The following is a 12,883-nucleotide window of genomic DNA, read 5'->3' as shown; positions in this document are numbered from 1 at the left end:
CCGACGGCACCCAGGGATGGGTGCCGCCTAATCCAACACATTTCAAAGAGGGATTCCCCATGTTTCAACAGTTCAGGCGTCTTGCCCTGTTCACGGGTATTGCTGTGTCCGCGTTTCTGGTGGGCTGTGCCGGCCCGGCGCCCAATTACGCGCCCTCCATCGACAACGTCGAGACCTTGAAAAAAATCGAAGGCGCGCCCTCCGTGAAGACCGGCACCATCGCCGTGACGGCCGGCATGCCGGGCGCCGCCGCGCTCTCCCTGCGCGCCAACACCATGACCTCGCCCGTGGGCAAGAACTACGGCGACTACATCGCCGCGGCGCTGCGCCAGGAGCTGGAACTGGCCAAGCTGTACAACCCGCAATCGGGCGTTGAAATCAGCGGCACCCTGATCAAGAACAACATCGACGCGGGCGGACTCAGCACCAATGCCGGGCAGATCGAGGCGCGTTTTGTGGTGAAGGCCAACGGCCAGGTGCGCTTTGACAAGGTCAAGCGCATAGAGCGCAAATGGGAAAGCGCTTTCGCCGGCGCCGTGGCCATTCCGCTGGCCGCCAAMAACTACGCGCCGATGGTGCAGTCGCTGATTGCCTCGCTGGTGACCGACCCCGACTTCGTCAAAGCCATTCGCAACTAACCGGAGCCCATCACCATGAACCGATTTGTTGGCTATGTTTTCTCGGCCCTGGCCTGCGTTGTCCTGTTTGGTTGCGCACACCCCATCACCATGAACCCCGATCTCGCGGCGGTCACCGTGCCCGCCGGCGCCAAGCCCATCGCCAAGAAGGTGGGCTATTACATCCCCGACGCCCTGCGCTCGGTGGAAGTGACCACGCCCGGCGGCGGCGGCGACAAGGTGCGCTACTTCCCTTACCGCGACATCGAGCCCGGTTTCTACAAGGCGCTGTCCGAGGCATTCACCAGCGTGAGCAAGGTGCAAAACCCCAAGGACTTCGCGGCGCTGCAGTCCGGCGGTATTTCGCTGCTGATCACGCCTGAAGTCACCACCAACTCTTCTTCCGACGGCGCCTTCACCTGGCCGCCCACGCAGTTCAGCGTCAAGCTCGTCTGCACCGTTGTCGACGCCGCCGGCCAGCCCGTTGAGACGATACGCGTCAGCGGCGAAGGCGGGGCGACCTTTTCGGAGTTCAAGAGTAATTTCTCGCTGGCGGCAGTGAGGGCTTCGAATGATGCTTTGGCCAAGCTGGTCAAGGCGCTGGTGGAGTCGCCGGCACTCCGGAAGTAAGCCAGGTCTTGCGCTGGCGGGCGCGCTTCCTCTGGGCTCTCTGCTGAGGCTTGCTGGCCGGGTCTCGCCCCGGCGGGCGAGGCACTTTTCTTTGCTTCGCCAAAGAAAAGTACCCAAAAGAAAGGCGACCCGCAGTCTGGGTCCCTGCGCTTCGCTTCGGGCAACCTGCGGTGCTCGAGCCAAGCGGGGTCAAAAACAACTCGCTTCGCTCAGACACGTTTTTGCCCTGATCCGCTTGTCTCTGCGCTCCTCGGCCCAGCCAGGACGGGGCAATCGGGATCGGGGACAAAAGATAAATACCAAAGAACAAACCAAGACAAAYAAGGACACGCCRYGGCGTGTCCTTGTGGTTTRGGTATTCGGKGTTCTGTCTTCGGCTGTTGGCTGTTGGTAGTCGGGCCCCTTGTGTATGCGCCGAGGAGCGCAGGTCCAGACGGATMAGGGCAAAAACGTGTTTGAGCGAAGCGAGTTGTTTTTGACCCCGTCTGGACCGAGCACCACAGGCTGCCCGTAGCGAAGCGAAGGGACGCAGACACCAGGGTCGCCTTTTCTTTTGCTTACTTTTGGTGTTTGCGTAACTTCGCTGCGCGAAGTGAGCAAACCCCGCGCGCGTAGCGCGCCTTTTGGCGAACAAAAGAAAACCCGCTTCGCGGGTTTCGATAAAAGTGAGTTGCCGCCGGGCAACCCCCGGCCAGCTACCCCTGGAAGAGTAAGCAGACGAAGCAGAGGTAGAGAGGGAAAGCGCAAAGGCCGGAACAAGACCGGCCAAATATTTGATCGCGTTACTTAACGCGATTCACCAAAAACACCCCAAAAATCGCAAGCGCCCCGCCCGCCAGCAGGCTGGCGCTCAAAGGCTCACCAAGAATGAGCCACCCCAACAAAACCCCAAACACCGGCACAAGATTGTTGAACACCACGGTCCGTGCAGCGCCCAGCTGCCGCAGACCTTCGTAGTACCAGACAAAAGCCACGGCTGTGCCGAGCACGCCGAGAAAAGCCAGGCCGGCCCAGACTTCCGGTGTGAACGATGCGGCGTGCACCTGGTGGATGTCACGCAGGGCCAGCAGGCCTAACAACAAGGTGCCCCAGATCGCGGCCCACAGCGTGGCCAGCACGGGTGACAGGCCTTGCAGCAGCTTGCGGCCCACCAGGGTGTAGACGGCCCAGGCGCAGACGGCGCCGAACATCGCGAGTTCGCCTTTGCCCAGCGACTGCACGATCTGCGACAGGTCACCACGCGTCACCACCACCCACACGCCCAGCAGCGCCAGGGCCACACCCACCCAGCGCGTGGCCGAGAGCCGGTCGCCCAACAACGCGGCGGCAATCAGCAAGGTGACCACCGGATTGAGCGCAATGATCAGCGAGGTGCGGCCCGCCGGCAGTACGGACAGCGCGGTGAAGAACAGCAGGTTGTAGGCAAAGATGCCGGTCGCGCCCAGGGCCATGGTGCCCAGCAACTGGCGCCGGGTGATGCGTGTGATGGCGCGCAGGCCTTCGGTGAAATGCAGCGCCGCCAGCAAAGCCAGGGTTGCAAATACAAAGCGGATAAACCCGGCCGTGGCGGGCGGCAGGTGGGCCGAGATCACGCGCCCCGCGATGAAGGTGCCGCCCCACAGGATGGGCACGCAGGTCAGGCGCAAATACAGGCTCCAGAGCTTGCCGTTTGCGAGTGTGGGCGAAGCCGGTGCGGTGGAAGCGGTGGGCAGGGTGGCGGAGGGGGAGGCGGTGGTCATGGGTGGGGAAGCGGGTACTGGGGGTGGGTATTTGGTGGAAAGCGGCGAATCGGGTAAATTGATGTATGAGATTAATTGTTAAATTGCTCACTATCAAATGAGCATTTGCTCATCTTCGAGCCTGTGCATCTACGGCATCCACCTTTGTCTTGTTGACTCTCGTTGAGTCTTTGTTGAGTCCTTGTTGAGTGTCCGTAGCTTGTTCTGATCTTCTTTTTTATCCCGCACACCGTCTTGTATTTTTGAAACACCATGACCCTGGCCCAACTCGAAGTACTCATCACCCTGGACGAATGCCGCAGCTTCTCGCGCGCGGCCATGCGCCTGGGTACCACCCAGTCGGCCGTCAGCCATGCGCTGCGCGCGCTGGAGACGGAATTCGGCGTCAAGCTCGCGCTGCGTGATGCCTCGGGTGTGTCCATGACCGACGCCGGTGAGCGCCTGCTGCTGCGCGCCCGCGAAATGACGGCCCTGGCCGCCACCATGGCGCAGGAGCTCGGCGACGCGAAAGAGCTTAAAACCGGCACCCTGCGCATAGGCTCGTTCGGCCCCACCTCCACCGTCAACCTGCTGCCGCCGCTGCTGGCTGCTTTCAAGCTGGGCCATCCCGGTGCGCAGGTGCGCATCGAGGAAGAAAGCGACGAAGTCATCGACGAATGGCTGCTGCAAAAACGTGTGGAACTCGGCTTCGTGGTCGTGCCCGACGAGCGCTTCGAGGTGCTGCCGCTGGTGCAGGACGAGTTTGTCGCCATCCTGCCTGCCGGCCACCCGCTGGCGGCGCACAAGGCCGTGCCTGTCAACGCGCTCAACGGCCTGGACTTCGTGCTGACCGAGGCCGGCTGCGGCCCGGTCATCGTGCCCATCCTGCAGAAGAACATCACGCGGCCCAAGGTGCTCTACCACTTCACGCAGATCATCTCCATCCTGCAGTTTGTGCAGCGCGGCCTCGCGGTTTCCGTTGCCGCGCGGCTGGCGCTGCCTGATGCGCCGCAGGGCGTGGTCTACCGGCCGCTGCTGCCGGCGCAGCCGCGCACCGTGGGCCTGGCCTGCCTGGACGTGGCCAAGCTCTCGCCGCTGGCCCGCGCCTTCTGGGAGACCGCGCGGGAACGGACGCGGGGGCAGGCAAAACCCAAGCCCGTTGCAGCCGGAAAAATCCAGGCCTCCCGCGCCGCGCCGGTCGGCGCCTGAGGCCCCGGCATCTCCCTTTCCCGTATTCCCGCCTTCCCGCCTTCCCGCCGCCGCCAACCCATCAAGTACCATCAGCCCCATCCATAAAAAGGGGAGGCCGAGGCCATGATCATCTGGAGCATTGTGTGGGGTGCCATCCTCGGCTGGCTGTGGCCGGGTTACGGTGATGCCGGCGTTTTTCTCGGCGCCTTCCTGGGTTTGTTCGCCGGCTTCTCGCTGCGTTGGGCGGTGCGGGCGGAAGTCCAGGCCGCGTGGAAAAAAGCGCCGCGGCCGGCAGCGCCCGCCGCGCGCCAGGCTACTGCCGCAACCGGGGCTACAGACGGCGCCAGTTTGCCCATGCCTGTTCCCGTTCCCGCGGCGGCGCCGGCGCCCCCATCGATACCAGCATCGGCACCGGAAATAGCCAGCGCCGCGGACAACGAAGCCGCATCGCAAACACGGGCGCCGGACCTCGCCGCCAACGGCCTGCCACGCGCGCAAGCCGCTTCAGCTTCCCCCGCCTCCGGCTCTACCGCCACGGCCACTACGGCTACGGTCCGGCCCGCCTACAAACCAGCCGAACCCAACCCGGTTGAGCTGGCTCTCCTCGCCGCCAAAAACTGGTTCCTCGGCGGCAACACCATCGTGCGGGTCGGCCTGGTGATCCTCTTCATCGGCTTGTCTTTCCTTGCGCGCTATGCCGCATCGGCCGGGCTGTTCCCCGTCGAGTTCCGGCTTGCGGCCATAGGCGCGGCGGCCATCGCGCTGCTGGTGGTGGGCTTTCGCAAGCGGGCCGACAAGCCCGGCTTCGCGCTGGCGCTGCAGGGTGCCGGCGTGGCGGTGATGTACCTCACGGTGTTCGCGGCCTTCCGCCTCTACGGCCTGCTCGATCCGCTGCCGGCCTTCGCGTTGATGATCGTGGTCTGCGGCCTGAGCTGCGCGCTGGCGCTGCTGCAGGATTCGCGCGCGCTCGCGGTCGCGGCCTTTGCCGGCGGCTTCGCCGTGCCGCTGCTGCTGTCGACAGGGCAGGGCAGCCACGTCGGCCTCTTCAGCTATTACATGCTGCTGAACCTGGCCATTCTTTTCATCGCCTACCAGCGTTCCTGGCGCATCCTCAATGTGGTCGGTTTTATCGCCACCTTCGGCGTCGCCACGGCCTGGGGTTTGCTCAAATACGTGCCGCAAAACTACGCGAGCAGCCAGCCTTTCCTCATCGCCTTTGTGCTGGTCTACCTGTTCACCGCCATCCTGTATGCGCGCAACACGCCCACCCGCCTGGGCAATGCTGTCGACACCATGCTGGTGTTCGGCACGCCGCTCGTGGGCTTTGGCCTGCAGGCCGGGCTGGTGCGCGGCATGGAACTCGGCACGGCTTTTTCGGCGCTGGGCTTTGCCGCGCTCTATCTGTTGGCGGCCACGGTGCTGGCGCGGCGCGCGCTGGCAAGCTACCGCCTGTTGATCGAATGCTTCATCGCCCTGGGTGTCGGCTTTGCCACGCTGGCCGTGCCGCTGGCGCTTGATGCCCAGTGGACCTCGGCCGTCTGGGCGCTGGAAGGCGCGGGCGCCTTCTGGGTCGGCATGCGCCAGCAGCGCTGGATGGCGCGCGCCTTCGGCCTGCTGCTGCAGGGTGTCGCGGCCATGGCCTTCCTCGGTGGGCTGGACGGCGCGGCCGGCGGCCTGGGCCACCATGTGTTTGCCATTCCCCTGGCCAACCCGGCCTTCATCGGCGCGATGCTGATCGCCTTGCCCGCGCTGCAACTGGCCTGGTGGCTGCGCCGGCCGCTGCCGCACAGCGAATCCGCCTGGGCCAAGGCTTATGCGGGTGTCGAGTCGGGGCTGTCTGTGCCGGTTTACCTCTACGGCTTTTTCTTCTGGTGCCTGGGCTGGCTGCTCGAGATCGCCCGCCGCGTGCCGGCCCTGGAAGCCGACGCCATGCCCCAGCATGTCTTCAGCGAGCGCACCAGCGGCCTGCTCATGATGCTGGCCGTGGTTGCCAGCGCGGCTCTGTCCATGCTGCTGGGCCTGAAGAAGCAGTGGCCGGTCGCGACCTGGCCCGCGCGCATCAGCGTCGCCGTGCTGGCGCTGGGCTACCTGGCGCAGACCGGCGAAGGCTACCGCGTGCTGGCCACGCCGGCCTGGGCCGTCTGGCCGGTGGTGCTGGTGCTGCACTACTGGATGCTGCGGCAGACCGACCGCCTGGCGCAGGCTCCCGTCCTGCCCGGCGGCGAAGACCGCGCATCGCCCTTCGGCTTCCTGCATGCGGCGGGCGCCTGGCTGGTCACCGTGCTGCTGGCCGATTGCCTGTGGTCGGGCATAGGCAAGGCCGAGCTCTGGCGCACCTCCTGGGCCGGCGTGGTGCTGCTGGTCAGCGCCATCGCCGTGCTCATGCTGCTGGCCACCTGGGCCGGCAAGGCCAACCGGCAGGCACAGCGCGAGGCGTATGCCTGGCCGCGCAACCCGCATGCGCAGGCCTATTACTGGCTGGCGGCCCTGCCGCTGGCGCTGCTGGTGTTCTGGGGCACGCTGCTTGCTGCCGTGCACTCCTCGGGCCACACCGCACCCCTGCCTTACATCCCGCTGCTCAACCCGACCGACCTGACCCTGGCCCTCGCGCTGGGCGCGCTGGTGTTCTGGCGCCGCGTGCTGGTGACGGCAGCGCCGCCGCCGGCCGGCGCGGGTTGGGCCACCGGCCGCAATGCGCTGGTGGTGCTGGCCCTGCTGGTGTTCATCGCGGTCAACACCGTGTGGCTGCGCGTTGCCCACCACTTCTTCGGTGTGCGCTGGGACGCCGATGCGCTGTTCGAAAGCTTTGTGGTGCAGACAGGCTATGCGATCTTGTGGACGCTGCTGGCGCTGACCCTGATGGTGCTCGCGCATCGCCGCGTGCAGCGGCCGCTGTGGCTGGTGGGTGCAGGCCTGCTGGGCCTGGTGGTGGTCAAGCTGCTGCTCATTGATTTGTCGAACGCCGGCGGCGCCGAGCGCATCATCGCTTTCATCGTGGTCGGTGTGCTGATGCTGGTGGTCGGCTACTTCGCGCCGCTGCCGCCCAAGGCATCGGCCGCCGGACTGCCCGATGCCCCTGACCTGAAAGAAGAGGCCCAGCCATGAAGACATCCAGATACGCCCGCTTGTTGACGCTCACCCTCACTGCGGGGCTGGGCGCGTCGCTGCCGCTGTGGGCGGCCGACCCGGTGGATGCCGGCAATGCCAAGTCTTACGCGGTGCGCATTCCCGTCACCCCGGCGGCCGACGCGCCGCTGCAGCGCCTGCTGCTGCCGGCCGAAGCGCTGGTGCGGCTGCAAAACGCGGGTTATGCGGACCTGCGCCTCTTCAACGCCGCCGGCCAGCCCGTGCCCATGGCACTCGCCAGTGTTCCCACACCCACATCCACGCAGGAAAACAGCGTCAAGCTGCCCGCCTATCCCATTCTTGGCGCGGAGTCCGCCGGCAATGCGGGGCTTGACGGCCTGTCGCTGCGCATCGAAGAGCGCCAGGGCAAACGTGTGGTGCAGCTCAACACCGGCGGCGGCACCACCGCGTCGGGCGCGCCGCAAAAGGTGCTGGGCGCCTTGCTGGATGCGCGCAAGCTCAAGGAGCCGGTGGCCAGCATGACCCTGGATGCCGACCTGCCGCCTGGCCAGCCCGTCACCTTCAACGTGCAGGCCAGCAAGGACCTCAGGAACTGGCGCCCGCTGGCCGAGACGGTGCTCTACCGCGCCGATGCTTCGGCCTCCGCGGCCAGCCTGGGCGACACCCGCCTGGACTTGTCCATGGCCGACCTCAAGGACCACTATTTGCGCATCAGCTGGGGCGCCGCCGCCGTCACCGTGCGCGGCGCCACGCTGCTCACCTCTCAAAGCACCGCCCTACGCCAGCGCGTCAGTGCGACCATGGCAGCGCCCGCGCTCAGCAACGCGCACGAGCTGTCGTTCGTGCTGCCGTTTGCCACGCCGGTGGCCGCACTCAAAATCACGCCGCAGGGCAGCAATGTGCTGGTGCCCATACGCGTGCTGGGCCGCAACAATCGCGAGCAGCCCTGGGCCTTGCTGGCCAGCTCGGTGGTTTACCGCCTTGGCACGACGGGCAAGGAGCAGGCCAGCGGCCCGGTCGAGTTGCGCGGCGCCTCGGTGCGCGAAGTGAAGATAGAAGCCGACGCCAAGACCCCGGGCTTTGCCGCCGCGCCCGAGATCACCCTGCAATTCGAGCCCGCGCAAGTCGTGTTCCTGGCCAGCGGCCAGGGTCCTTTCACGCTGGCGGCGGGGCTTGCGGGCCCGTCGGGCGCCGCGGGCGCTTTCCTGCCCATGGCCAGCCTGATTCCGAACTACCAGCCCTTGCAGGAAAACACGCTGCCACTCGCGCAGGCCGATGTGGCCAAGGCCGAAGCCCCGGGCGGCAGCGGCGGCCTTGCCGGCCCGCTGGTGGCCGGCGCGCCGCAAGAGGGCGGCCTGCCCACGCGCAGCCTGGTGCTCTGGGGCATCCTGCTGCTCGGCGTTCTGGCCCTGGCCGGCATGGCCTGGGGCCTGCTCAAACAAACCAGAAAGACCGCCTGACCCTGCCCGGACATTCACGATGAGCACTGACACCTTCCCCAAAGACATCTACACCGAGCCCGAGGTAGACCCCGACACCCTCGCCAACCTGGGCCCGCTGCGCGCCATGGCCGGCATCTGGGAAGGCGCGCGCGGCGCTGACGTCAAACCCGTGGCCACCGGCACCAAAACCCAGGCTTATATCGAGCGTTATGAGCTCCATCCGATAGACGCTCAAACCAACGGCCCGCAGGCGCTGTATGGCCTGCGGTATCACACCTTCATCCACAAACCCGGCTTTACCAAGACTTACCACGATCAAGTGGGCTACTGGCTGTGGGAGCCCGCCACCAGCACCATCTATCACACGCTCGCGATTCCGCGCGGCCAGGTGGCCATGGCCAGCGGTAAGGCGTCCGCCGATGCGACGCAGTTCGAGCTGGTCTCCGAGCGCGGCAGCCTGGTCAACGGCATCGTCTCCAACCCCTTTATCGAGCACGCCTTCACCACGCTGGCCTGGCGCATTTCGGTCACGCTCAATGCYGACGGCAGCTGGTCTTACTTCCAGAACACCGTGCTGCAGATAGAGGGCCGAGACCAGCCCTTTGACCACACCGACCGCAACACACTCGTCAAGGTCGGCGAGCCTTCGCTCAACCCCAAGGCGCTGGCGAAGCAGCAGGGCACTACGGCTTAAGGCGCCAGCAACACCCGCGGCGCAAACTTCGCGCGCCGGGTGCTGAAAAAAGCCTTCACATTGCGCACATTCGCATCGCTGGTAAACAGCCGCTGCGCCAGCGCCAGGTAGCGCGGCATGTCGGCCACGTGCACCACCAGCATGAAGTCCGGACCCGGCGAGACGCGGTAGCACTGCTGCACCGCTTCATCGAGCACCACGCGCGCCTCAAAGGCCTCTTGCTGCTCGGCGCCTTGCCGCTCCAGCGTGATTTCCACGAGTGCTGTGAGCCCATGGCCCGTGATCGCGGCCAGCTTGTCGACATTGAGCAGCGCCACATCGCGCTCCACCAGCCCGGCATCGCGCAGGCGCTTGACGCGGCGCAAGCAGGTGGGCGGCGAGATATGGACGTGCTCGGCCAATGCCTGGTTGCTCAGCGAAGCATCGGTCTGCAGGCTGTCGAGCAGCTTGAGGTCAGTTTCATCAAAGACTATTTGTTCCATTAATAGACTTTAAATGAAATTAAATTCAATCATTGGTAAATTGTGAAATTAAATTCCATAAATTAAGAAAAATCAATCACATAACAAAACAACAAGTCCGTAGCATCAAGCCATTCTTTCTCAGGAGACCTCCATGTGCGGCATTGTTGCTTCCGTTTCGACTCGAAATATCGTTCCCATCCTGGTGCAGGGTTTGCAGCGCCTCGAATACCGCGGTTATGACTCCTGCGGCGTCGCCGTCTATGCCGACGGCCTCAAGCGCGCGCGCAGTACCTCACGCGTGGCCGAACTGCAGGAGCAAGTGAGCGCCGACAAACTCGAAGGCGCCACCGGCATCGCCCACACCCGCTGGGCCACCCATGGCGCGCCCGCCGTGCACAACGCCCATCCGCATTTCAGCCACGGCAGCGGCGCCGCATCGCAAAGCAAACCCGGCAAAGTCGCGCTGGTGCACAACGGCATCATCGAGAACTACGAAGAGCTGCGCCAAGGCCTGAAGGCCAAGGGTTATGCCTTTGAAAGCCAGACCGACACCGAAGTCATCGTCCACCTGATGGACAGCCTGTATGACGGCGACCTGTTCGAAGCCCTCAAGGCCACCGTCGCGCAACTGCACGGCGCCTACGCCATCGCCGCCTTCTGCAAGGACGAACCGCACCGCGTCGTCGGCGCGCGCGCCGGCTCACCGCTGATCCTGGGGGTCGGCAAGGACAAGAGTGAGAACTTCCTCGCGAGTGACGCCATGGCCCTGGCCGGCGTGACCGACCAGATCGTCTACCTCGAAGAAGGCGACATGGTCGACATCCAGCTCGGCAAGTACTGGATTGTCGGCAAGGACGGCAAGCCCGCCCAGCGCGAGGTCAAGACCGTGCACGCCCACAGCGGCGCCGCCGAGCTCGGCCCCTACCGCCACTACATGCAAAAAGAAATCTTCGAGCAGCCGCGCGCCATTGCCGACACGCTCGAAGGCGTGGAAGGCATAGTGCCCGAGCTTTTCGGCGACCAGGCTTTCCGCGTGTTCAAGGATGTTGACTCCGTCCTCATCCTGGCCTGCGGCACCAGCTACTACAGCGGTTGCGCCGCCAAGTACTGGCTTGAGTCCATCGCCGGCATCCCCACGCAGGTCGAAGTCGCCAGCGAATACCGCTACCGCACGTCGGTGCCCAACCCCAAGACCCTGGTCGTCACCATCACCCAGAGCGGCGAAACCGCCGATACCCTGGCCGCGCTGCGCCACGCGCAAAGCCTGGGCATGACGCAGACACTCACCATCTGCAACGTCTCCACCTCGGCCATGGTGCGTGAATGCAAGCTCGCCTACATCACACGCGCCGGCGTCGAGATCGGCGTGGCATCGACCAAAGCCTTCACCACCCAGCTTGCGGGCCTGTTCCTGCTCACGCTGGCCCTGGCCCAAAGCAAAGGCAAGCTCAGCGATGAAGAAGAAGCCGGCCACCTCAAAGCCATGCGCCACCTGCCCGCCGCCCTGCAAGCCGTGCTGGCCCTGGAGCCGCAAGTCATCAGCTGGGCCGAAGACTTCGCCAAAATGGAAAACGCGCTCTTCCTCGGCCGCGGCCTTCACTACCCCATCGCGCTTGAAGGCGCGCTCAAGCTCAAAGAGATCAGCTACATCCACGCCGAGGCCTACCCGGCCGGTGAACTCAAGCACGGCCCCCTGGCCCTGGTCACCAGCGCCATGCCCGTCGTCACCGTCGCGCCCAATGACGCCCTGCTCGAAAAACTCAAAAGCAATATGCAGGAAGTCCGCGCCCGCGGCGGCGTCCTCTACGTGCTTGCCGACGCTGACAGCCACATCGAAAGCGGCGAAGGCCTGCACGTGATCCGTATGCCTGAACACTACGGCGCGCTCAGCCCGCTGCTGCATGTGGTGCCGCTGCAGTTGTTGGCGTATCACACGGCGGTGGCGCGGGGGACGGATGTTGACAAGCCTCGCAATCTTGCAAAGAGCGTGACCGTCGAATGACGGTCACGGTGCGCGAAGCGCACTGTTTGTAAAAATAAAGACTGTAAAACGCCAAGAAAGTCCGTAAAAAAAGCCCTCAAGTTGTTTGGCGCAGCGCGGCTGCTGCCATAGGAGTGACTCTCAGACTTGGCTCGCAACACCTTGAGAAAGACCTGTGATCGGAAGAGAGCGAGGCCAAGTGCAGAAGCGGGATCAGCTCGGCAAGCTCGATCCCTATGCCGCGTAGCTGGTCACCTGGCTCGTAATCGAGATAACAAAATCGCCGAAACATGGGCGCGCTTGTGTCAGAGTCGCACACCTAGGTCCGTATCCGGTCTTTTATGGGCAAACAGCAAGGGGGTAGGATCAGTCACTGTTGGGGGTGATGACCTGCCGCTTCGCATGAGGAAATGGGTTTCAAGGGAAGAGCCTCGAAATAATGATCAGGCAAGAACTCGCGCCTCACTCTGTGGGGATGAGGAAATAAACCGGCTTGTAGCCCCCGAAATACGAAAAAAAACCGCGTCCGTGACTCAGTTCATTCCGCAGCGTGTTTATCTGGGCAACTGCTTGGTTCCACTCTAAAACTCGCGAGTTTGTTCCAACCATTTGTACCAGCTGTCTAATTGAAAGGGTCTCAATCTCCTCGTTAGTCGCCCTATCAAGCGGGATTGAAAATTGATTGATGTAAAACTCTTTGTCGTCTTGGCATTCATCATCTAGCGCGAACCAGAGAACGCGTGGTGATCTATACAAATCGGGGAGGGATCGGACCACTGGAAAGCCGGCTACAGTCATGATTCCCAGGGTCGCAGCCAGTCGCCCAAACTCAAACAATCCCTGGTTGAGTTTGCCGCCGATCAAATCCTCAGGCGGGTCGAGCTTCGGTCTTCGTTGTTGAATTCCGTCGAAATCTGACCCACTTAGCGCAGTAATTTCCATCCAAAACTGACCCACGTAGGCACTACCCTGCTTGTTTTAAAAGCAGGGGAAATTAGGAGTGATAGACGTGGCGACATTGAATGTCATCAGGCGATGGGCATTGAGGGATCAGATGTC

At 64.0% G+C, this 12,883-nt stretch carries 10 protein-coding genes; 7 read left to right on the top strand and 3 right to left on the bottom strand.

Going from position 1 to position 12,883, the window contains the following annotated elements; all coding sequences use genetic code 11:
* Positions 1 to 59: 59 nt before the first annotated feature.
* Both AC1DXS_RS17085 and AC1DXS_RS17080 read left to right on the top strand, forming a co-directional pair.
* The gene (locus AC1DXS_RS17085) at positions 60 to 638 is read left to right on the top strand and encodes a hypothetical protein (RefSeq protein ID WP_477738670.1); all 579 of its coding nucleotides are present in this window, start codon (positions 60 to 62) and stop codon (positions 636 to 638) included.
* Between the two features lie 15 nt (positions 639 to 653).
* Positions 654 to 1,247 carry a hypothetical protein gene (locus tag AC1DXS_RS17080; protein ID WP_477738669.1) on the top strand — a complete coding sequence of 198 codons (594 nt, stop codon included), beginning with the start codon at positions 654 to 656 and terminating at the stop codon, positions 1,245 to 1,247.
* Positions 1,248 to 2,029: 782 nt separating this feature from the next.
* On the opposite strand, the gene AC1DXS_RS17075 is transcribed toward AC1DXS_RS17080, so the two are convergent.
* Positions 2,030 to 2,986: a DMT family transporter gene (locus AC1DXS_RS17075; RefSeq protein ID WP_477738668.1), complete on the bottom strand. Its 957-nt coding sequence runs from the start codon at positions 2,984 to 2,986 to the stop codon at positions 2,030 to 2,032.
* 252 nt (positions 2,987 to 3,238) lie between these two features.
* On the opposite strand from AC1DXS_RS17075, the gene AC1DXS_RS17070 reads away from it, so the two are divergent.
* From AC1DXS_RS17070 to AC1DXS_RS17055, 4 genes are all read left to right on the top strand, one after another.
* Entirely contained in the window at positions 3,239 to 4,174 is a 936-nt protein-coding gene (locus AC1DXS_RS17070) for a LysR family transcriptional regulator (RefSeq protein ID WP_477738667.1), read from the top strand.
* A 105-nt stretch (positions 4,175 to 4,279) separates the two neighbouring features.
* Positions 4,280 to 7,261: a DUF2339 domain-containing protein gene (locus AC1DXS_RS17065; RefSeq protein WP_477738666.1), complete on the top strand. Its 2,982-nt coding sequence runs from the start codon at positions 4,280 to 4,282 to the stop codon at positions 7,259 to 7,261.
* A complete protein-coding gene (locus tag AC1DXS_RS17060) occupies positions 7,258 to 8,703 on the top strand; it encodes a DUF3999 domain-containing protein (RefSeq protein WP_477738665.1) in 1,446 nt (481 codons plus the stop codon). The genes AC1DXS_RS17065 and AC1DXS_RS17060 overlap by 4 nt, the downstream gene beginning before the upstream one ends.
* A gap of 19 nt (positions 8,704 to 8,722) precedes the next feature.
* Entirely contained in the window at positions 8,723 to 9,379 is a 657-nt protein-coding gene (locus AC1DXS_RS17055; protein ID WP_477738664.1) for an FABP family protein, read from the top strand.
* On the opposite strand, the gene AC1DXS_RS17050 is transcribed toward AC1DXS_RS17055, so the two are convergent.
* Complete coding sequence (locus tag AC1DXS_RS17050) at positions 9,376 to 9,861, bottom strand: Lrp/AsnC family transcriptional regulator (protein ID WP_477738663.1); 486 nt, start codon at positions 9,859 to 9,861, stop codon at positions 9,376 to 9,378. The genes AC1DXS_RS17055 and AC1DXS_RS17050 overlap by 4 nt on opposite strands.
* A 133-nt stretch (positions 9,862 to 9,994) precedes the next feature.
* Between AC1DXS_RS17050 and glmS the strand changes: the two genes are divergently transcribed.
* Positions 9,995 to 11,845 carry a glutamine--fructose-6-phosphate transaminase (isomerizing) gene (glmS, locus tag AC1DXS_RS17045; protein ID WP_477738662.1) on the top strand — a complete coding sequence of 617 codons (1,851 nt, stop codon included), beginning with the start codon at positions 9,995 to 9,997 and terminating at the stop codon, positions 11,843 to 11,845.
* Between the two features lie 441 nt (positions 11,846 to 12,286).
* On the opposite strand, the gene AC1DXS_RS17040 is transcribed toward glmS, so the two are convergent.
* Entirely contained in the window at positions 12,287 to 12,766 is a 480-nt protein-coding gene (locus AC1DXS_RS17040) for a hypothetical protein (RefSeq protein WP_477738661.1), read from the bottom strand.
* Between the last annotated feature and the right edge of the window lie 117 nt (positions 12,767 to 12,883).

Source organism: Polaromonas sp. P3_B1, from assembly GCF_056402935.1.
This window is presented reverse-complemented; position numbering and strand designations above follow the sequence as displayed.